The 20858-nt window shown below is 74.4% G+C and carries 16 protein-coding genes and 3 tRNA genes; 9 read left to right on the top strand and 10 right to left on the bottom strand.

All coding sequences use genetic code 11. From position 1 onward, the window contains the following. The first annotated feature begins 460 nt into the window (after positions 1–460). From RNC47_RS33155 to RNC47_RS33165, 3 genes are read left to right on the top strand one after another with little or no spacing between them, the layout of a single operon-like run. Entirely contained in the window at positions 461–2221 is a 1761-nt protein-coding gene (locus RNC47_RS33155; protein WP_311604244.1) for an ABC transporter ATP-binding protein, read from the top strand. Continuing rightward, positions 2218–4053 (top strand): ABC transporter ATP-binding protein, encoded by a 1836-nt coding sequence (locus tag RNC47_RS33160; RefSeq protein ID WP_311604245.1) that lies wholly within the window; start codon positions 2218–2220, stop codon positions 4051–4053. The genes RNC47_RS33155 and RNC47_RS33160 overlap by 4 nt, the downstream gene beginning before the upstream one ends. A 9-nt stretch (positions 4054–4062) precedes the next feature. Beyond that, positions 4063–4836 (top strand): SDR family oxidoreductase, encoded by a 774-nt coding sequence (locus RNC47_RS33165; protein WP_311604246.1) that lies wholly within the window; start codon positions 4063–4065, stop codon positions 4834–4836. A gap of 26 nt (positions 4837–4862) precedes the next feature. On the opposite strand, the gene RNC47_RS33170 is transcribed toward RNC47_RS33165, so the two are convergent. The 5 genes from RNC47_RS33170 to purS all read right to left on the bottom strand — a co-directional run bounded on the left by RNC47_RS33170 (position 4863) and on the right by purS (position 9197). Further along, positions 4863–5627 carry a class I SAM-dependent methyltransferase gene (locus RNC47_RS33170; protein ID WP_311604247.1) on the bottom strand — a complete coding sequence of 255 codons (765 nt, stop codon included), beginning with the start codon at positions 5625–5627 and terminating at the stop codon, positions 4863–4865. A 110-nt stretch (positions 5628–5737) separates the two neighbouring features. Continuing rightward, positions 5738–5812 (bottom strand) — tRNA-Gly (locus tag RNC47_RS33175). A gap of 126 nt (positions 5813–5938) precedes the next feature. After that, positions 5939–8218: a phosphoribosylformylglycinamidine synthase subunit PurL gene (gene purL / locus RNC47_RS33180; RefSeq protein WP_311604249.1), complete on the bottom strand. Its 2280-nt coding sequence runs from the start codon at positions 8216–8218 to the stop codon at positions 5939–5941. Continuing rightward, positions 8218–8892, bottom strand: a complete 675-nt coding sequence (purQ, locus tag RNC47_RS33185; RefSeq protein ID WP_311604251.1) for a phosphoribosylformylglycinamidine synthase subunit PurQ — start codon at positions 8890–8892, stop codon at positions 8218–8220. The genes purL and purQ overlap by 1 nt, the downstream gene beginning before the upstream one ends. Further along, positions 8889–9197 carry a phosphoribosylformylglycinamidine synthase subunit PurS gene (gene purS / locus RNC47_RS33190; RefSeq protein ID WP_311604253.1) on the bottom strand — a complete coding sequence of 103 codons (309 nt, stop codon included), beginning with the start codon at positions 9195–9197 and terminating at the stop codon, positions 8889–8891. The genes purQ and purS overlap by 4 nt, the downstream gene beginning before the upstream one ends. Before the next feature lie 279 nt (positions 9198–9476). Between purS and RNC47_RS33195 the strand changes: the two genes are divergently transcribed. From RNC47_RS33195 to RNC47_RS33220, 6 genes are all read left to right on the top strand, one after another. Then, complete coding sequence (locus RNC47_RS33195; protein WP_311604254.1) at positions 9477–9806, top strand: histone-like nucleoid-structuring protein Lsr2; 330 nt, start codon at positions 9477–9479, stop codon at positions 9804–9806. An 88-nt stretch (positions 9807–9894) separates the two neighbouring features. Beyond that, a tRNA-Gly gene (locus RNC47_RS33200) sits at positions 9895–9966 on the top strand. 46 nt (positions 9967–10012) lie between these two features. Beyond that, positions 10013–10085, top strand: a tRNA-Gly gene (locus RNC47_RS33205). A gap of 179 nt (positions 10086–10264) precedes the next feature. Continuing rightward, positions 10265–11491, top strand: a complete 1227-nt coding sequence (locus RNC47_RS33210; RefSeq protein WP_311604255.1) for a sensor histidine kinase — start codon at positions 10265–10267, stop codon at positions 11489–11491. Continuing rightward, positions 11488–12093, top strand: coding sequence for a response regulator transcription factor (locus tag RNC47_RS33215; RefSeq protein WP_311604257.1), 606 nt, complete (start codon positions 11488–11490; stop codon positions 12091–12093). The genes RNC47_RS33210 and RNC47_RS33215 overlap by 4 nt, the downstream gene beginning before the upstream one ends. Positions 12094–12137: 44 nt before the next feature. Beyond that, positions 12138–13598 carry a phytoene desaturase family protein gene (locus RNC47_RS33220; RefSeq protein WP_394814936.1) on the top strand — a complete coding sequence of 487 codons (1461 nt, stop codon included), beginning with the start codon at positions 12138–12140 and terminating at the stop codon, positions 13596–13598. Between the two features lie 13 nt (positions 13599–13611). On the opposite strand, the gene RNC47_RS33225 is transcribed toward RNC47_RS33220, so the two are convergent. The 5 genes from RNC47_RS33225 to purD form a co-directional block, all read right to left on the bottom strand. Further along, positions 13612–14583: a helix-turn-helix transcriptional regulator gene (locus RNC47_RS33225; RefSeq protein WP_311604258.1), complete on the bottom strand. Its 972-nt coding sequence runs from the start codon at positions 14581–14583 to the stop codon at positions 13612–13614. A gap of 184 nt (positions 14584–14767) precedes the next feature. Next, positions 14768–15694, bottom strand: a complete 927-nt coding sequence (locus RNC47_RS33230; RefSeq protein WP_311604260.1) for a phosphoribosylaminoimidazolesuccinocarboxamide synthase — start codon at positions 15692–15694, stop codon at positions 14768–14770. Between the two features lie 109 nt (positions 15695–15803). After that, complete coding sequence (locus RNC47_RS33235) at positions 15804–17246, bottom strand: N,N-dimethylformamidase beta subunit family domain-containing protein (RefSeq protein ID WP_311604261.1); 1443 nt, start codon at positions 17244–17246, stop codon at positions 15804–15806. Positions 17247–17392: 146 nt separating this feature from the next. Continuing rightward, positions 17393–18865 (bottom strand): hypothetical protein, encoded by a 1473-nt coding sequence (locus RNC47_RS33240; RefSeq protein ID WP_311604263.1) that lies wholly within the window; start codon positions 18863–18865, stop codon positions 17393–17395. A gap of 249 nt (positions 18866–19114) precedes the next feature. Beyond that, the gene (gene purD / locus RNC47_RS33245) at positions 19115–20365 is read right to left on the bottom strand and encodes a phosphoribosylamine--glycine ligase (protein WP_311604265.1); all 1251 of its coding nucleotides are present in this window, start codon (positions 20363–20365) and stop codon (positions 19115–19117) included. Between the last annotated feature and the right edge of the window lie 493 nt (positions 20366–20858).

A 20858-nucleotide genomic window follows, 5' to 3' on the forward strand; every position in this document is an offset into this window, starting at 1 on the left:
GTGCATGAGGGCCTTCTCAAGGTCGGTGGAGACGTCGCAATCCACACCGAACCCGGAAGGCCCTCACCCATTCAAGAACCCACAGCCGAGACCTCCATCACCGTCCACAACCTCCCGAGACAGAACACCTAGGGCCTGTCTTTTGGATCTTCGTGGATCAGCGAGCGGCGGATGGCGCCCGCCTGGCAAGGCGCCGGATCGCAGCTCGTACTTGGCCGTACTCGCGCGATTCGGCAACGCAGCCAGACGGGATGCCAGCCGTCGCGAGCCCACGAAGATCCGGAAGACAGGCCCTAGCCGAGCCGTCCCTGCCGGGCGGCGACCCACGGCGCGGCGAGACGGGGCGGTGTGGTGGTCAGCACGAAAAGCGGATGACCGCCGTGCCGGGCGTCGCTACCCTCCTCGGCTGACGCCTGCCCTGGTGGTGACCTTGCTCCCTGGCCCTCCCCGACGCTCCACGGTGCGTTCGCTGTGGCGGCTGCGGCCGTATGTGCGGCCGGTGCGGGGCCGGGTGTTCCTCGCGGTACCGCTGGCGGTCGTCGCCTCCTGTCTCGCGCTGCTGATGCCGCTGGTGCTGAAGTGGATGGTGGACGGTCCGGTCAGCGACGGGCACGCGGCGGGGGTGTGGCTGGGCGGCGGAGTCCTCCTGCTGCTGGGTGTCGTCGAGGCCGGCATCTTCGGCGTGCGGCGTTGGCTGACCGCGCGGCCGCTGGCCGCGGTGGAGGCGTCGATGCGGGAGACGCTCCACGACCACCTGCTGCGTCTGCCCGTCGCCTTTCACGACCGCTGGTCGTCGGGACAGCTCGTGTCCCGAGGCACCGCGGACCTGGGCTCGTTGCACGGGTTCCTGGCGGTGGCGCTGCCGTTCCTGGTGGTCAACGGCGTGACGCTGCTGGTCGGCTGCGTGCTCCTGCTGGCCCAGCGGTGGTCGCTCGGCCTGGTGCTGCTGGCCCCCGTGTTGCCGCTGCTGGCGCTGTGTTCCTTTCTCGAGACGCGGTTCGCCCTCGCGGCGCGCCAGGCGCGGGAGCAGACCGGCGAACTGACGACGATGGCGCGGGAGTCGGTGCTGGGCGTCCGCGTCGTCAAGAGCTTCGGTCACCACCGCGCCCTGACCCGGGCCTTCCGGCGGCACGCTCTCCTGATCCACGGCACCGAACTGGCCAAGGCCCGCCTGCTGGCGGCCCTGTCGGCACTGGTCGCGCTGCTGCCGAACGCGTCGTTGGGGGCCGCGCTGGTGCTGGGCGCGGTGCGGGTGGCGGACGGCGAGTTGTCGGCCGGGACCCTGCTGGCCTTCCTCGCCATCGCCCTGGAGTTGCGCCCGGTGGTGGCGTCGACCGGATCGCTGCTGGCCCTGAGCAGCGACGCGGCGACCGCGGCCGACCGCCACTTCGAGGTGCTGGACGAGCCGGCCCCAGCCGACGACGCGCCAGCGCGTCACCGCACGGCTCCGACGGCCGGGACGAGCGCGGCCGACGTGGTCTTCGAGGGCGTGGAGTTCCGCTACCCGGACGCCCCGCCGGGCGAGCCGGCCGTGCTGCGGGGCGTCAGCCTGCGGATCGCGCCCGGCGAGACCGTGGCCCTGGTGGGTGCCACCGGCAGCGGCAAGAGCACCCTGGTCGCCCTGGTGCCCCGGCTGCACGAGCCGACCGGCGGCCGGATCCTGCTCGACGGCACGGATGTCACGGCGCTGACGCGCGCGGAGTTGCGGCGTCAGGTCTCCGTCGCCTTCGAGGAGCCCACGCTCTTCTCCACGACGGTCGCCGAGAACGTCCTGCTGGGAGCCGAGCACGCCGACGCGGAGGACCTCGCCAGGGCCCTGGGCGTCGCCCAGGCCGACGGCTTCGTCCAGGCCCTCCCGGACGGTGCGCTGACCCACGTCGGGGAGCAGGGCATGAGCCTCTCCGGCGGCCAGCGTCAGCGGCTGGCGCTGGCCCGTGCCGTCGTCGGCCGCCCCCGCCTGCTCGTGCTGGACGATCCGCTCTCCGCCCTGGACATCCACACGGAGGCGCTCGTCGAGGCGGCGCTGCGCAGGGTCCTGTCCACCACGACGGCCCTGGTCGTCGCGCACCGGCCGTCCACCGTGTCGCTCGCCGACCGGGTGGCCCTGCTGTCCGGCGGCCGGATCACCGCCGTCGGGACCCACGACGAACTCCTGCGCACCTGCGCGGAGTACGCCGCCCTGATGAGCGCGTTCCCGACCGACGGGGGCGGTGCCCGATGACCGCCCCCGGGAGCGCGGCGAGGACGCTGCTGGCTTCCCTGCTGCGCCCGCGGGCTCGCCGCCTCTGGCTGGCCGGCGCCCTGGTGCTGCTGCAACGGGGCGCGGCGCTGACCGGCCCGCTGCTGGTGGCGTACACGATCGACCAGGCGGTGCCGGCCTGGCGAACGGGCGACCGCGGGCCGATGACCGGCGTGGCGATCGGCTACCTGCTGTGCGGGTCGGCCTCCGGCGTCCTGCGGTACGCCTTCGTCACGGTCTCCGCCCGCGTCGGCCAGGACGTGCTGCTCGACCTGCGGGTCCGCGTGTTCGGGCACGCCCAGGGACTGAGCCTGGACTTCCACGAGCGCTACACCTCGGGACGCCTCACGTCCCGGATCACCACCGACGTCGAAGCGCTGCGTGGCCTGCTCGACGAAGCGCTGGCGACGATCGTCACCGCCGCGGTGTCCACCGTCTACATCACGGCGGCGCTGCTGTTCCTCGACTGGCCGCTGGGCCTGGCCGCGGTACTCGTCCTGGGGCCGCTCGCCTGGACCATGCGGTCGTTCCGGCGGCGGTCGACACGCGTCTACCGCGGCCGGTCGAGCGCGATGGCGGCCGTCGTCGCGAGACTCGCGGAGACCCTGGGCGGCATCCGCACCGTCCAGGCGTTCCGGCGGGAGGAGTCCGAGGGCGCGGCCTTCGCCGCCCTCAACGGGGCACACCGGCGGACGAACGGCGACGCCGGCCTGGAGATGGCGCGCTATGTCACCTCGTCGCGGCTGGTCGCCAACCTCGCCGTCGCCGCCCTGGTGACGTGGGGTGCCTCCCGGGTGGTCTCCGGCGGCCTTGAGTTGGGCGTGTTCGCCGCGGCCGTCCTCTACCTGCGGCAGCTCTACGACGACCCCCTCAGGCTCGGCGGAGTCGCCGACGCCTACCAGTCGGCGGCCGCCTCCCTGGAGAAGATCGCCGCGCTGCTCGCCCAGCGGCCCACCGTCCCCGAACCAGCCGTCCCCATCCCTCTCCCGCCTCCCGCCGCCGAGCGCCCCGGCCGCTCGGTGACCTTCGAGGGCGTGGCCTTCGCCTACCCGGCCGGTGGGGAGGTGCTCTCCGGGATCGACCTCCACATCCCCGCCGGCCAGACCGTCGCCGTGGTCGGACCGACCGGCGCCGGCAAGTCCACGCTCGCCAAGCTGCTGGCCCGCCTCCACGACCCCACGGCCGGCCGCGTCCTCGTCGACGGCACGGACCTGCGTCACCTCGCCACCGCCGAACTGCGCCGCACCGTGGTCATGGTGCCGCAGGACGCGTTCCTCTTCTCCGGTTCGGTGGCCGAGAACATCGCGATCGGCCGGCCGGACGCGGATGCCGGGGCCATCGTCCGCGCGGCGCGGACCATCGGGGTACACGACGTCATCGCCGCGCTGCCGGACGGCTACGACACGGACGTCCGCGCGCGCGGGACCCGGCTCTCGGCGGGCCAGCGGCAGCTCATCGGCCTGACCCGCGCCCTGCTCGCCGAACCGGCCGTCGTGATCCTCGACGAGGCGACGTCCTCCCTCGACCTCCCCACCGAACGAGCCGCGCACCACGCGATGCGCACCGTGCTACGGGGCCGCACGGCCCTGGTCGTCGCCCACCGCCTGACGACCGTCCACCTGGCGGACCGGGTCCTGGTGGTGGACGAAGGACGGGTGGTGGAGGACGGCCCGCCCGCCGCGCTCCTCGCCCGGCAGGGCCGGTTCACGAGCCTGCACCGGGCGTGGCGGGCCGCGCGGCCTTCGGCCGACGACCCGAGCCACGGCGGTGATCGCGGAAGCGGCACCCTGGGCGGCGAGGCCGGGGCGTGCTAGGAACGACGCATGTCGGACGGACCACTCAGCGGGCACGTCGCCGTCGTGACGGGCGCCAACCACGGGATCGGGGCCGCGACGGCGCGGGAGTTGGCGGCGCGCGGGGCCGCCGTGCTCGTCGCCTACCTCCGGGTGGCCGGCACCGGCGACGGCGCGGCGGTGGCCGAGGAGATCCGCCGGGCCGGCGGGCGGGCGGCGGCGTTCGAGGCCGACCTGAGCGCCCCGGAGGCGCCGGCGGCGATCTTCGATGTCGCGGAGGAGCGACTGGGGCCGGTCGACATCCTGGTCAACAACGCCTCGGGGTGGGTCCAGGACACCTTCACGCCGGAGCCGACCGACCGGTTCGGGCGGGAGCTGCGGCCGGTGTCGGCCGAGACCTGGGCCCGGCAGTTCGCCGTGGACGCCCGCGCCCCCGCGCTGCTGATCGGCGAGCTGGCCAGGCGCCACCGGGCGCGCGGCGCGCGCTGGGGCCGGATCGTCGGGCTGACGTCCGGCGGCGCGCTCGGCTTCCCGCGCGAGGTCTCGTACGGCGCGGCCAAGGCCGCCCAGACCGACTACACGATGTCGGCCGCCGCCGAGCTGGCCGACCTCGGCATCACCGCGAACGTGGTGCACCCGCCGGTGACCGACACCGGCTGGGTCACCGACGAGGTCCGCGCGTTCGTCGCGTCGAGCCCCACCCACTTCCACGTCGCCGAGCCGGCGGAGGTGGCGAGGACCATCGCGTTCCTGGTGTCGGACGAGGCATGGCTGGTCACGGGCAACGTGATCACCCTGCGGTGAGGGGCGGGGGCCGCGGCATCGCCGGCTCAGCCCGTCAGCGTCGTCTTCCAGATCTCCTCGCTCGGCCAGCGGTGCGCCCACTCCGAGGAGACCTCGTCGAACTCGCGGTGTGCCGGGGCCGGGGCCTGGATCTCGATCAGGTCGTCGACGGTGAAGCCGCTGGCGCGCAGCGTCCGCAGCATGTCGCCGTGGGAGGAGACGAACTCGACGCGGTCGCCCCAGTCCAGGCGGCCGAGGCCGCCGAAGTACGGGCGGTGCAGGGTGTCCGTGGCGCGGCGCTCCTCGGGTGACACGGTCAGGGCGTAGAGCGGCGCGTAGCGCGAGAAGACCAGCCGGCCGCCGGGGCGGAGCAGGCGGGCGGCCTCGGGGATCCAGCGGTCCGGGTCGCACCAGAGGGAGGCGCCGAACTCGCTGATGGCCAGGTCGAAGGAGTCGTCCGGGTAGGGGACTTCCTCCGCGCTGCCGAGGACGAGCGGGAAGTCGAGGCCGAACTCGGCCTGCATGGCGCGGGCGGTGGCCAGCTGGGCCTCGGAGACGTCGACGCCGACCGGATGCGCGCCAGCGCGGGCCAGCCAGGCGGAGACGTAGGCGGTGCCGCAGCCGAGCTCGACGACGCGGGTGCCTGGCAGGTCGGGGGGCAGTATCCGGGCCTGGGACTCGGGGGTGCCCCACAGGCCCCAGCGGGGTTCGGTCTGCGCCCAGTGGTCGCGGGCCAGGGGGCCGTGGTAGCCGGCCGCCGTCTCGTCCCAGTAGTGACGGTTACGTGCGACGTGATCCACGTGATCGGTCATGGACCGGCAGGCTAGGACGCCGGGCCGGCCGACGTCACCCGGTTATCGCGTGCCCGGCCCCGGAACGCGAGAACCCCGCCCGACGAGACGTCGAGCGGGGAACGAGGCTCTGGAGCGGGTGACAGGGATCGCACACTGCGCCTCCCCCTTGGAAAGGGGGTGTTCTGCTACTGAACTACACCCGCGTGGCGAGGAATCGGACCCTTCGGTTCCGCTTCCGACCGCGTGCCCCAAACACTAGCGGATCCAGGGGAGTTCACCAAAACGAGCGGCGACGCACGCCGCCGCCGCTCGCTCGGTGGCGCCCGGCGTCAGGCGAAGAGCGCCCGCAGCGTCCGCTCGTTGGCCTCGCGGAGCTCGGCCAGCGGGATGGTGAACTGGCCCTGGAGCTCGATCTCGTCGCCGTCGATCACGCCGATGCGGGTGGCCGGCTGGGAGCGGGCCACGCACATGTCGGTGAACCGGACCTCCTCGCTGCGCGGCACCGCCACGACGGCGCGGGCCGTGGACTCGGAGAAGAGGAAGGTGAACGGGTCGAGCCCGTCCGGCACGACGAGCCGGGCACCGCGGCCGCCACGCAGGCAGGACTCGACGACCGCCTGGACGAGGCCGCCGTCCGAGAGGTCGTGCGCCGCGTCGATCATGCCGTCGCGGGAGGCGGAGATCAGGATCTCCGCGAGCAGCCGCTCCCGCTCCAGGTCGACGCGCGGCGGCAGGCCGCCGAGGTGGTCGTGGACCACCTGGGACCAGGCCGAGCCGCCGAACTCCTCGGCCGTGTCGCCGAGCAGGTAGATCAGCTGGCCTGCCTCGTGGAACGCCATCGGCGTGCGGCGGGTCACGTCGTCGATCACGCCGAGCACGCCGACCACCGGGGTGGGGTGGATGGCGGTCTCGCCGGTCTGGTTGTAGAGCGAGACATTGCCGCCGGTGACCGGGGTGCCCAGGGTCTGGCAGGCGTCGGCGAGGCCGCGGGTGGCCTCCGCGAACTGCCACATGACGGCCGGGTCCTCGGGCGAGCCGAAGTTGAGGCAGTCGGTGACGGCCAGCGGCCGGGCGCCGGTGGCGGCGACGTTGCGGTAGGCCTCGACAAGCGCGAGCTGGGCGCCCGCGTACGGGTCGAGCTTGGCGTACCGCCCGTTGCCGTCGGTGGCGATCGCGACGCCGAGGTTGGTCTCCTCGTCGACCCGGATCATGCCGCCGTCCTCGGGCTGGGCGAGCACGGTGTTGCCCAGCACGTACCGGTCGTACTGGTCGGTGATCCAGGACTTGTCGGCCTGGTTCGGAGAGGACACCAACGCCAGCACCTGGGCGCGGAGTTCGGCCGCGTCGGCGGGGCGCGGCAGGGCGCCCGCGTCGTCCGCCTGGAGCGCGTCCTGCCAGTCGGGGCGCGCGAAGGGGCGCTCGTAGACCGGGCCCTCGTGGGCCACGGTGCGCGGCGGCACGTCCACGATCTGCTCGCCGCGCCAGTGGATCTCCAGACGGTCGCCGTCGGTGACCTCGCCGATGACGGTGGCGATCACGTCCCACTTGGCGCAGATCTCCAGGAAGCGGGCCTCGTGCTCGGGTGCGACGACCGCGCACATCCGCTCCTGCGACTCGCTCATCAGGATCTCCTCGGGGGAGAGCGAGGCGTCGCGCAGCGGCACCGCGTCGAGCTCGATCCGCATGCCGCCCGAGCCGGCCGAGGCCAGCTCGGAGGTGGCGCAGGAGAGCCCGGCGCCGCCGAGGTCCTGGATGCCGGCGACCAGGCCCTCGGCGAAGAGCTCCAGGGTGCACTCGATGAGCAGCTTCTCCTGGAACGGGTCGCCGACCTGGACGGCCGGGCGCTTGGCGGGCTTGCCCTCCCCGTCGAAGGTCTCGGAGGCGAGCACGGAGACGCCGCCGATGCCGTCGCCGCCGGTGCGGGCGCCGTACAGGACGACCTTGTTGCCGGCGCCGGTGGCCTTGGCGAGGTGGATGTCCTCGTGCCGCATCACGCCCACGCAGAGCGCGTTGACCAGCGGGTTGCCCTGGTAGCAGGGGTCGAAGACGACCTCGCCGCCGATGTTGGGCAGGCCGAGGCAGTTGCCGTAGCCGCCGATGCCGGCGACGACGCCGGGCAGCACCCGGTGGGTGTCGGGGTGGTCGGCGGCGCCGAAGCGCAGCGGGTCCATGACGGCGACCGGGCGGGCGCCCATCGCGAGGATGTCGCGGACGATGCCGCCGACGCCGGTGGCCGCGCCCTGGTAGGGCTCGATGTACGACGGGTGGTTGTGCGACTCGACCTTGAAGGTGACCGCGTAGCCCTGGCCGACGTCGACCACGCCGGCGTTCTCGCCGATGCCGACCAGCATCGCGTCGCTGGCCGGGGCCTTCTCGCCGAACTGCCGCAGGTGGACCTTGCTGGACTTGTAGGAGCAGTGCTCGGACCACATCACCGAGTACATGGCGAGCTCGGCGCCGGTCGGGCGGCGGCCGAGGATCTCCACGATCCGCTCGTACTCGTCCTGCTTGAGGCCGAGTTCGGCCCAGGGCAGGGGGGTGTCCGGGGTCTCGGCGGCGTGCTTGACCGTGTCGAGGTGGTGGGTCGGGGTGGGGCGCGTCGGAGACATCAGGCGACCAGCTTCTTCAGGACCGAGGTGAAGAACCCCAGGCCGTCCGTGGTCGGGCCGGTGAGGGCCTCGACGGCGTGCTCGGGGTGGGGCATCAGGCCGACGACGTTGCCGGCCGCGTTGGTGATCCCGGCGATGTCGCGGCGGGAGCCGTTGGGGTTGACGTCGAGGTAGCGGAAGACCACCCGGCCCTCCGCCTCGAGCTCGTCCAGGGTGCGCTCGTCGGCGACGTAGCCGCCCTCGCCGTTCTTCAGCGGGATGGTGATCTCCTGGCCGGCCGCGTAGTCGCCGGTCCAGGCGGTGTCGACGTTCTCCACGCGCAGCCGCTGGTCGCGGCAGATGAAGTGCAGGTGGTCATTGCGGGTCAGCGCGCCGGGCAGCAGATGTGATTCGCACAGCACCTGGAAACCGTTGCAGATGCCCAGCACGGGCAGCCCGGCCCCGGCCTGGTCGATGATCGTTTCCATCACGGGCGAGAATCGGGCGATCGCGCCACAGCGGAGATAGTCGCCATAGGAGAATCCGCCCGGCAGGATCACGGCGTCGACCTGGCGCAGGTCTTTGTCGCCGTGCCAGAGGGCCACCGGCTCGGCGCCGGCGAGCTTTACCGCACGAGCCGCGTCACGGTCGTCGAGGGAGCCGGGAAATGTGACGACTCCTACACGAGTTGTCACCGGACGGCACCCTCTTCCTCGACTTCCCGCTCCACATGGACGTGGAAGTCCTCGATCACGGTGTTGGCGAGAAACGTGCGGGCCATCTCGCGGACCCGCTCCAGGGCCGCCTCGTCCACGGGTCCGGCCAGCTCGAGCTCGAAGCGCTTCCCCTGGCGGACGTCGGCCACGCCCTCGAATCCGAGGCGCGGCAGGGCCCGCTGGACCGCCTGGCCTTGGGGGTCGAGGATCTCCGGCTTGAGCATGACGTCGACTACGACGCGAGCCACTGGTACTCCCGGTGATGGTGCGGTGATGGTGTGCATGACGCACCGCTCAGCCTACCGGGCGGGGAAATCTACCCGGGTAGATAGGGCCCCTTCGGTCACGTTAAGGTATCGAGCCTGGAAACCCCTCCAAGAAACGTGGAGGAAAAAGTAGTGTCCCGGTGCGACCCGACATGCGAACATGACGCGATGTCGAATTCGCCCTCTTCGCATTAGCCCGCAGATCCAGTACAAATTAAAGAACCCTCGCTCACGATCTATGGGAGAGCGCTCGGCGCAGGGAGCGCGGCCGGCCTCCTCCCGAAAGGACCGATATTCGTGGCACAGCGTGTAGTGGTCACTCTCGCCGACGACATCGACGGTGGCGAAGCGGCCGAAACGATTGTCTTCGGCCTCGACGGTAAGAGCTACGAGATCGACCTGAGCTCTGACAACGCGGAGAAGCTGCGGACCACGCTCGCGCCCTACGTGGAGGCCGGGCGGAAGCGGGCGAAGTCCGGCAAGGCCTTCCACCACACCGCCGTGGCGCCCGACCCCAAGACGGTGCGGGCCTGGGCGGAGTCCAACGGCTTCGGGGTTCCGGCCCGCGGCCGCATCCCCAGGAAGGTCTACGACGCCTTCAACGAGGCGCACACGTCGGGCCATTGAGCCGACTTGCCATGAACCCGGGGTGATCGGCTAGAGTCTGGAGCGCGCCGCGGGGAACGGAGCCGGAAGGCCTCGAACCCCAGGTCGCGCGGGTGTAGTTCAGTAGCAGAACACCCCCTTTCCAAGGGGGAGGCGCAGTGTGCGATTCCTGTCACCCGCTCTGGCCGCTGGACCAGTCCTCCGGATGAGGTACAGTGGTGGCACATGCGGACGTGGCTCAGTTGGTAGAGCATCACCTTGCCAAGGTGAGGGTCGCGAGTTCGAATCTCGTCGTCCGCTCCGTGTGAAGGGCCCGGTCTTCTGGACCGGGCCCTTCGTCGTGTGCGCGCGGCTCGGACCCCGGACTGACATTTGTCAGGTGGAAGTCCTGACTTTCGGCAGTGGCGACCGGCCGGGGCACGGGCCACGCTGGTCGGGCGGCGGAGAACCCGCGAAGCCGCGGCGGCAACCGGGAGGTCATGGTGTGGGGGTTCGGGTGGTTGGAGTCCGCCCGGCGAGGCAGCCAGCTGACGCGGGTCCACCAGTACACGCGGGCGTCGCTGTACGGGTTCTCCGCGATGGAGGCCGGCATGGTCGGATTCGCGCTCGCGCGGGACGGGCGCGAGAGCTCGACCTGGGGGCTGCTGGCGGCCGGCGCGGTGGGCGCGGCCCACGTGGCGGGCCAGGTGCTGCTGACCGGAGCCGGGCTGCGTCACTACCTGGGCAGCGGCCCGCGCCCCGACCGGCTGTTCGCCTGCTACACGGGGCTGACGCTCGTCGCGGTCGCCGTGCCGGTCGGCGCCGTCGCGGCCGACGGCCTGCGGCTGCCCACGGCCTCCACGTTCATCGTCTACGTCCTCATGTACTACGCCGCCCCCGTGTCGCTGGTCCTGCCCGTCCGGCGGGCGCTCGCGCTCCAGTTGCTGCCGGTCGGCGTGGCGGCGGCCGGCCTCACCGCGGTGGGTTCCGCCGCCGTCGCGTCGGCGCTCCTGGTGGTCGTGACGTGCACGGTGGGGGCGGGTCTGGGCGTCCTGCCCCGGGCCTCCGCGTGGACGCTGCGGGTGATGGACCGGCTGGACGCGGCCCGGGAGACGGAGGCGCGGCTCGCGGTGGCCGAGGAGCGGCTGCGGTTCGGCCGCGACCTGCACGACGTGCTGGGGCGCAACCTGTCGGTGATCGCGCTCAAGGCGGAGCTCGCGGTCGCGCTGGCGCGGCGCGGCGAGTCGGGGGCGGAGGCGTCGGTGGCCCAGATGACGGAGGTGCAGCGGATCGCCAGGGAGTCGCAGGTCGAGATGCGTGCGGTGGTGCGGGGCTACCGGGCGGCCGACCTGCACGCCGAGCTCGCCGGGGCGCGCGGGGTGCTCGAGGCGGCCGGCATCAGCTGCCGAATAGAGGACGGCGCGGCGGCCGAGCTGCCGGCGGCCGTGCAGTCGGCGCTCGGCTGGGTGGTGCGCGAGGGCACGACCAACGTGCTGCGGCACGCCGAAGCGGCGCGCTGCGTGGTGCGGCTGCGGCGCCCCGGGCCGGACCGGGTGGTGCTCGACATGGAGAACGACGGGGTGCGCCGCATATCCGGCGGCGGGGGCGGGTCCGGCCTCGCCGGCCTGCGGGAGCGGCTGGCGAAGCTCGGCGGCTCGCTCACCGCCGGCGGCGAGGGCGACGTGTTCCGGCTGACGGCCGAGATCCGGCTCGGGAGCGCCGGGTGATCCGGGTGCTGCTCGCGGACGACGAGCATCTGATCCGGGGGGCGCTCGCCGCGCTGCTCGGTCTCGAGGACGACCTGGCGGTGGTGGCCGAGGCGGCCACCGGTCCCGAGGCCCTGGCGATGGCCCGGGCCCACGGTCCCGACGTGGCGGTGCTCGACCTGGCGATGCCGGGCGCCGACGGGGTGGCGGTGGCGGCCTCGCTGCGCTCCGAGGTGCCGGGGTGCGCGGTGCTGATCGTCACCGGCCACGCGCGGCCAGGACACCTGAAGCGGGCGCTGGCCGCCGGGGTGCGCGGCTTCCTGCCGAAGACGGTGTCGGCGTCCCGTCTCGCCGAGATCATCCGCACGGTGCACGCGGGTCACCGCTACGTCGACCCGGCGCTCGCCGCGGACGCGATCAGCGCGGGCGACTCGCCGCTGACCGAGCGGGAGACGGAGCTGCTCGAACTGGCTGCGGACGGGGCGCCGATCGCCGAGATCGCGCAGCGCGCCAACCTGGCGCCCGGCACCGTGCGGAACTACCTGTCGTCCGCGGCCAGCAAGCTCGGCGCCGAGAACCGCCACGCGGCGGCCCGCCTCGCCCGCGAGCGCGGCTGGGTGTGACCCGGCGCGGCCGCCGCCCGCCCGGCGGCGGATAGCGTGGCGTGGTGGCGGACGTGGCGGACGTGGTGATCGTGGGTTCCGGGCCGAACGGGCTGGCCGCCGGGGTCGTGCTGGCCAGAGCCGGTCTCGGGGTCGCGGTGTACGAGGCGGCGGAGGCGATCGGCGGCGGGCTGGTGAGCGAGAGCCTGTTCGACGAGCGGATCACGCACGACCTCTGCTCGGCCGTGCACCCGATGGCGGCGGCCTCGCCGTTCTTCCGGGAGTTCGACCTGGCCGCGCGCGGGGTCGAGCTGCTGCGGCCCGAGATCTCCTACGCGCACCCGCTGGACGGCGGGCGGGCGGCCGTCGCCTTCCACGACGTGGAGCGCACCGCGGAGCGGCTCGGTCCTGACGGGAGGCGCTGGCGGCGGCTGATGCGGCCGCTGGTCGAGCACAGCGCGGGCGTCACCGAGCTCCTGCTCTCCGGGCAGCGCTCCCTGCCGCGCGACCCGGTGGCGGCCGCGCTGCTCGCCCGCCGCCTGCCGCGGCACGCCACCCGGCTGGCGGCCGGCGCGTTCGCCGGCGAGGAGGCGGCCGCGCTGCTCGCCGGGGTGGCGGCGCACGCCCTGGGCCGGCTGCCCAGCGTGCCGGCCGCCGCGGTCGCGCTGCTGCTCGGCCACCTGGGCCACGCCGGCGGCTGGCCGCTGCCGCGCGGCGGCAGCGGGCGGATCGCGGCGGCCCTGGCCGACGACATCCGGGCCCACGGCGGCACGCTGCACACCGGCCACCGGGTCACCGACCTGCGGGAGTTCGCCGGCGCCCGGGCGGTGCTGCTGGACACCGGCGTCCGGGAGCTGTTGACCATCGCCGGCGACCGGCTGCCCGCCGGGTACGCGCGGCGGCTCGCCCGCTTCCGGTACGGGCCCGGCGCCGCCAAGGTGGACTTCCTGGTGTCCGAGCCCATCCCCTGGGCCGACCCGCTGGTCGGCCGGGCCGGCACCGTGCATCTCGGCGGCACGCGGGCCGAGATCGTCCGGCAGGAGAACCTGGCCGCGCGCGGGGTGCCGACGGAGGAACCGTTCGTGCTGCTCGTCGACCCGGCCGTCACCGACCCCGGGCGCGCCAGTCCTGGCGCCAGGCCCGTGTGGGCGTACGCGCACGTGCCGAACGGGGACGACCGCGACCCGCTGCCGCTGGTGCGGGCCCAGATCGAGCGCTTCGCGCCCGGCTTCGGGGAGACCGTGCTGCACGAGCGCGCCGTCGCGGCCGCCGACTACGCGTCCCACAACCCCAACTACGTCGGCGGCGACATCGCCTCCGGCGCGATGACCCTCTGGCAGAGCGTGGCCCGCCCGGTGCCCGGGCTCGACCCGTACCGCACGCCGCTGCCCGGGGTGTTCCTGTGCTCGGCCGCCACCCCGCCGGGGCCGAGCGTGCACGGGATGTGCGGTCTGCTCGCGGCCCGCTCGGTGCTGCGCCACCGCTTCGGGGTGCGGGCGCTGCCCTCGCTGGCGCCGCGGCCCTGAGCCGGGAGGCCGGTCAGATCCAGCCGCGTTCGCGGGCCAGCAGGGCGGCCTGTGCCCGGCTGCCGGCGCCGAGCTGCCGCATCAGGTCGGCGACCCGGCGCCGGTAGGTGCGGACGGAGACGCCGACGGCGCGGGCGCCGGTCTCGTCCAGGCTGCCGGAGCACATGGCGGCCAGCACCCGCCGCTCGGTCTCCGGGAGCCCCGCCGGGCGCGGGTGGGGCTCGGCCTGCGCCCAGGCGCGCTCGAAGAGGCTGGCGACGCTGGCGACGATGCCCGGCTCCGTGACGATCAGGGCGCCGTGGTCGAGGACGTCGCCACGGGCCGGGAGCAGGGCGACCCGGCGGTCGCTCATCAGCAGCCGCTCGGTGGCCGTGGGCACCAGCCGGACCCCCGCCCCGTTGCGGGCGAGTTCGTCGATGTAGGCGGCGGTCGGCGGGTGGCCGAGGCTGTCGGCCACCATGATGCTGCGGAACCGCACCCCGCGCCGCAGGCAGCGGAGCGCGATCGGCCGGGCGAAGGCCAGGTACTCGGGGGTGATGGCGCTCCAGGGCGTCATGGAGAGCACCTCGTCGCACGCCTGGAAGGCCCAGTCGGTGACGCGGTCGCGGATGTCCGCGAGGTCGGTGACGAGTTCGACGCCCGGGCGGCCGGCGGCGGAGCCCCCCGCGGTCGCCGCCTCGGCGCGCAGCGAGGCGAGCGAGGCCATGACGCGGCCCGACTCGTGGCCGGCGCCCCGGCCGTTGGTGGCGGCGGCCAGCCTGGCCACCGCGGTCTCGGGCAGCGCGGGCGCTATCCGGCCGCCGGGGGCCAGCCTGACCAGGCCGAGGCTGCGCAGCCTGCGCAGCCTCGGCAGGGCGTCGACCGGATCGAGCCCCAGGGTCGCGCACAGCTCGGACAGCGTGGTGCGCGGTCTCCGGAGACAGTGCCGGTACACCCTCTCGTCCTCACCGGACACGCCGAGGAACGACAACGCGATCTCCCCCATGACCCACCTCTGACGCAACCGCTTTCACCGTCTTTGCTATCACCCGATTCGGCGAGCGGCGTGGGCTGTGAATCGTCCGGACGTGGACCGTGCCGGCCCCGTGACATTCGTCGCCGAGCCATGACGGTCCCGGGCGAACTCGGCGAAGCCGGCGGTCCGGCGGGCCCGGTGGGGGCGCGGCCGGTCAGTCGGCGACGCGGTCCCAGGGCACTCCGGTCAGCCTGCGGTAGACCTCCACGTACCGGCTCCTGGTGCGCTCGACGACCTCGGCCGGCAGCTCGGGCGGCGGTGCCTCGCCCGCCCGGTCCCAGCCGGACTCGGGGGAGGACAGCCAGTCGCGCAACACCTGCTTGTCGTAGGGCTTCTGCGGCCGCCCCGGCTGCCACTCGTCCCCGCTCCAGAACCGCGAGGAGTCCGGCGTCAGCACCTCGTCGGCCAGCACCAGCGGCTCGTCGTCCTCGGCGCCGACGACCCTGCCGAACTCGAACTTGGTGTCGGCCAGGATGATCCCGCGGTCCCTGGCCACGTCCCTGGCGCGGTTGTAGACGGCGAGCGTGGCCTGCCGCAGCTGGGCCGCGGTCTCGGCGCCGACCTTGCGGGCGACCTCCTCGTAGCTCACGTTCTCGTCGTGCTCGCCCACCGCGGCCTTGGTCGCGGGGGTGAAGATGGGCGCCGGCAGCTCGGAGCCGTCCTCCAGGCCGGGCGGCAGCGCGAGGCCGCAGACGGTGCGGTCGCGCTGGTACTCGACCAGCCCGGAGCCCGTGAGGTAACCGCGGGCCACCGCCTCGACCGGGATCATGTCCAGCGACCGGCAGACGGTGACGCGGCCGGCCCAGTCGTCGGGCGCGCCGGCCGGCACCTCGGTGGAGATCACGTGGTTGGGCACCAGGTCGGCCAGCTGGTCGAACCACCAGAGGGACAGCCTGGTCAGGATTCGGCCCTTGTCCGGGATCGGGGTGGGCAGCACCCAGTCGTAGGCGGAGACCCGGTCGCTGGCGACCATGACCAGCTCGCCGGCCTCGTTCCGGTAGAGATCGCGTACCTTCCCGGTGTGCAGGTGCTCAAGTCCGGGCACCCGCACGGGCTCGGGCTTCTCGACGAATCCTGGCACAGCGCCTCCTGGCAACTCTGGGGTTGATGGGCCGCTTCGGGGTGGTTGATCTCGCGCCCTTATTGTCCCGCAGGTCGGATCGCACCCCCGCCCGGCCCCGTCGTCGCGCCTAGTCGCGCTTGCAGATGCGGTCCAGCAGGTTGGCCGTGGCCTTCTGGATCCGGGGATCGAGGTAGCCGGGGCGGCCGAGCGCGGGCGACCAGGCGAAGGTGCCGGAGGCGAAGACCCAGGCGCCGCTCGGCGCCCGGTAGAGCGAGGTCTCCTGATGGCGGCGGGCGCCGGCGTCGTCCCGGTAAGGGGAGTGGGCGAGCAGCACCCGACTCACCGACTCCGGCAGGGGGGTGCGGGGGAAGTACCGGTCGGCCTCGCCGGCGACCAGGCCCGGCAGTTCGGCGCCCTCGGTGACCCCGGTGGCCTCCCACAGCCAGTGGTCGGCGTTGCGCACCACCAGCGGGTGCGGGCGCGGCACCCGGCCCGCGTACTGGATGCCGAGCAGCAGCTGCTCCGGCTGGCCCTGCTCCCGCCACAGCACGGCGCGGCCCGGGCCCTGACGCTTGCGGCAGCTCAGCAGCCGGTCGGGGTCGCCTGAGGGCAGCGGGCCGAGCCCGACCTGCCAGTACATGGTGTTGGCCGACAGGAAGACCAGCGAGGTGCCGGCGTCCCGGGCGCGCTCGACGGCGGTGCGCATCTCGCGCGACCAGTACTCGTCGTGGCCGGAGAAGATCAGCCCCCGGTACCGGGACGGGTCGACCCGGCCGGCGTGCAGATCGCGCGCGGTGGCGTAGGCGAGGTCGTAGCCGTAGCGCTCGGCCCAGCGGATGAAGTCGTAGGCGTGGCCCACGTGCAGCGGCAGGCCGGCGCCCGCGTAGGGCCGGTCGAAGGAGACGGTGACGGCGGCGTCGTGCTCGCCGAGCAGCCGGCCGCCGGCGTCCCAGGCGTGGTAGAGGCTGGCGCCGCTGCGGCCGTCCTCCGGGAAGAGGTTGTACGCCTGCCAGGTGACGTCCGGCAGCACCAGCAGCAGGTCGGCCGGGTTGTCGTCCCTGACGGTGAACGGCACGTGCGAGCGGTGGGCGCCGTCCGCGGTGGTGAGGACGGCGACGTGGGCGCCCGGCTGCCAGTCGTCCGGCACCTGGAACCGCCAGGAGAGCCACCAGTGGTGGCAGGAGACGGTGCGCCCGGCGATCAGCGGCGCCGGCTGCCGGGTGCCCATCAACTTGGGGCTATGTGTGAGAAGTTGCGCGCCGTCGCCGGCGAAGTGGCCGATCCGGTAGATGTCGATGGTGAACTCGCGCGTCGGGTTGACCGTGACCCGGAAGTCCAGCGGGCGGCCGGGCGCCACCGCGCCGTCGGGCACGAAGCCCTTGATCTGGCAGGCCACGTCGTCCGCGTTGGCCGGCCCGGACGGGCGCGTCGGCACCGCGTGGTCGCTGCGCCTGAACTGGCGCTCGTCCCCCCGGAACCAGGGCAAGGGCCCCTGCCCGAACGGATCGGAGACGGCCTGGGTGAGCGCGCCCGACTCCCATCGCCCGATGCGCTCGGTGCTCTTGCTCAATCTCCCCTCCCTACACCTCCGTCGCCTGTGGGACCCCCCAGCACATCACATCCCGCGAGTGCCCGGTCACCAGTCGTCGCGACGTTGACCGGAGGTGATGGCCCGATAGTGGCGCCAACCGGGCAAACTGTCCAGGCTCCTCGGTGTCATACCAGGCGCACCGGTTTGTCGGCGCGGGCGCCGATGCCCGCCAGCCAGTCGCGCAGCGGCCCCGGATCGCCGTCGTCCACCAGGCTGCGCACGGGCGCCGCCACGTCCTGCCGGCGCTTGCCCTCGGCCAACAGCACCGGGCCGTCCAGCCAGTCGAGGCCCGGCACGGCCGCCGAGGTGTCGGCCGCCGCGCAGCAGACCGCGGCCGCGACGTGCTCCACGAGCGACTCCCGGGTCTCGCCGCGGCCCGCGCCGGCGGCCAGGCGGGCGGCCAGCGCGTCCACCCCGTGCTCTGTGGCCGCCGCGGCCGCCAGGCGCTCCAGGGCCCAGGCCAACGTCGGCGTCTCGGCCGCGTCGAGCGCGGCGAACAGCCGGGCCGCCCGGTCCCGCCAGATGCGGTCCACCACCTCGTCCGGGTAGGCCGCCCAGTCCACCGGGGACCACCCGGCCGGCAGCGGGGCGCCCGGCACCCCGTGCAGCAGGCGGGCGGCGAGCAGCGAGATCTCGTCGTCCATCGCGCCCGGCTCGTCCAGCAGGTCGCAGGCGGGACGCTCGCCGAGCCGGGCCGCGAAGCCCTCGGCGAGCCGGTCCCTCCTGGACAGCTCGGTGAGCGCCGCGACCACGCCCGCGTTGAGCCCACGCGGCCAGCGGCCGATGCGCCAGGCGGGCGAGGCGACCCTGGTCAGCAGCCGGTCCCAGCCGGCGTAGGCCAGGCCGACCTGCTCCTGGGCCGAGGTGCGCAGCGCCGGCGCGACGCCCTGGGCGCGGCCGGCGGCGGCCAGCGCCACCCCGCGCTCCATGTCGGCGGTGTGCCGGGCGGCGGCCCGCAGCAGCAGCCGCGCCACCCGGCCGGCGAACGCCAGCAGCGGGCGGCGGGCCGCCGAGCCGCCGGCGGCGAGCCCGGCCGTGGCGTCCCAGGCGCGGACGCAGCGGCGGGCGGCCGCGATGTCCGGATGGGCCGAGGGCCCGGTGCCGGCGACCACGGGCGCGAGCAGTGCCCGCAGCTCGGCCACCCGCAGCCACCACAGGAACGGCGAGCCGATGACGAGCACCGGCCCGGCCGGCCGCGCCCCGCCGGCGCGTGGCGGCTCCTCCAGCCAGCTGTCGCAGTCGGGGGTGAGGGCGATGCCGGCCGGGGTCGGCACGTCGAGCCGCTCGGCCAGGTCCTGTATCAGACCGTGCAGCGCGGGCGCGGCCCGCTCAGGCACCTCGACCGTGGGTGTGACGGCGGGACGCGCGCGGGCGATCACCAGGCCGGTGACCGCGGCGACGGCCAGCACCGCGACGGCGAGCCCGGCCACCGGCCAGCGGACGGCGCGCCCGACGCCGGTGGCGAACAGCACCACGGCGACCGCCGCCGGCAGCAGCGCCACCGCCAACGCGCCGTCGCGCACCCGCAGCACGGCCAACGCGTGATCCCGCGCGGAGTGTCCGGCGCCGCCGGCATCACGCGCCCCACGCTGCACCATGGCCTGCCCTCCGCTCTTCCGACGCCGCCGACCGCCCTGGCCGTCCTCCCACTGTCGCACCGGGCACTGACAGCGCAACGCACGGTGATCCGATCGCCGTAGGAGAGGCCGGGCGGAGGGGCGAACCACATTGCGCCGCACCCTAGTTGGGCGCGGCTGGCGCGTCAGCCGGTCAGCGGATCGGTCACTCGATGGTGGGGCTTTGGGTAAAGGAGGCGACACGGAGGGGCCGAGGCCGTCAGCGCCCGGTCAGCCGGCCGCCCCGGCGGCGATGTCGGTGCGGTGGTGCGCGCCGGCGAGCCTGATCCGGCCGACGGCGCGGTACGCCAGCTCCCTGGCGGCCGCCAGGTCGGCCCCGGTGGCGGTGACGGACAGCACCCGGCCGCCGGCGCTGACGATCCGGCCGGCGTCGTCCCTGCGGGTGCCGGCGTGCAGCACGTAGGCGTCGGGCGCGTCGGCCGCGGCGACCTCGTCGAGCCCCTCGATCGGGTCGCCGGAGCGCGGCGCCTCCGGGTACCCCTCGGCCGCGATCACCACGGTGACGGCCGCGCCCTCGCTCCAGCGCAGCGGCGGGAACTCGGCGAGTTCGCCGGTGGCGGCGGCCAGCAGCAGCCCGGCCAGCGGGGTGCGGAGCCTGGCCAGCACCACCTGGGTCTCCGGGTCGCCGAACCTGGCGTTGAACTCCACCACCCGCACGCCGCGGGAGGTCAGCGCGAGCCCCGCGTACAGCAGCCCGGCGAACGGGGTGCCGCGGCGCCGCAGTTCGTCCACGGTGGGCTGGAGCACGGTCTCCAGCACCTCGTCGACGAGGTCGGGCTCGGCCCAGGGCAGCGGCGAGTACGCCCCCATGCCACCGGTGTTGGGGCCCTGGTCGCCGTCGTGGGCGCGCTTGAAGTCCTGCGCGGGCTGGAGCGGGACGACCGTCTCGCCGTCGGTGACGGCGAACAGCGACACCTCGGGCCCGTCCAGGTACTCCTCGATGACCACGCGCTCGCAGGACGCGGCGTGCTCCCTGGCGCGCGCCAGGTCCTCGGTGACGACGACACCCTTGCCGGCGGCCAGGCCGTCGTCCTTGACGACGTAGGGCGGGCCGAACGCGTCGAGTGCCTTGGCGGCCTCGTCGGCGGTGAGGCAGACGTACGACCTGGCGGTCGGCACGCCGGCGGCGGCCATGATCTCCTTGGCGAACGCCTTGCTGCCCTCCAGGCGGGCGGCCTCGGCCGAAGGGCCGAAGACGGGCACGCCGGCGGCCCGCACCGCGTCCGCGACACCCGCCACGAGCGGGGCCTCGGGCCCCACGACGACCAGCTCGGCGCCGAGCCGGCCGGCGAGCGCGGCCACGGCCGCGCCGTCCAGCGCGTCGACCGGGTGGGTGGTGGCCACCTCGGCGATGCCGGCGTTGCCGGGCGCGCAGTGCAGCGCGGTGACGGCCGGGTCGCGGGAGAGAGCGTGGCACAGGGCGTGTTCGCGGGCGCCGCCGCCGATGACAAGGATCCTCACGCCAGGCAGCCTAACGGCGCGGGCGCCGTGCCCCGACTTCCACCCTTTCGAGCGACAGCCGCTCCTGCCGGAGCGAACGGCTCGAAGGGACCTCGGCCACGGACGCCCCACCCCCTGCGGCGCCCCACGCGCCACCCGCCCGACCTGACCGGGCCCGGCACCGCCGGCGCGCCTGCGCGGAGCCGTGGCCGGCGGGCCCCGCCGTCGGGCGGGGCCAACCCCACCGCTCCGGTCACGGCCGGCCAGAGCCCCACCACCGGACCGGACCCCACCGGGGATCGGGGCGAAGCCCCGCGCGGACGGCCGCAACCGCCCAGGTGGTCGGCCGGGCGCGGCCACGCGCGCCCGGCGGCTACGCGCGATCAGCTGAAGACGATCATCGCGCCCTGGGCCAGGCTGCGGGTGGCGGCGGTGTGGAGGGAGAGCCAGACGTGGCGTTCGTGGGCGAAGGGGTGGTCGAGCGCGGTCGGTTCGGCCGCGGGTTCGTCGAGGC

The organism is Streptomyces millisiae, from assembly GCF_031845425.1.
GTDB lineage: Bacteria > Actinomycetota > Actinomycetes > Streptomycetales > Streptomycetaceae > Streptomyces > Streptomyces millisiae.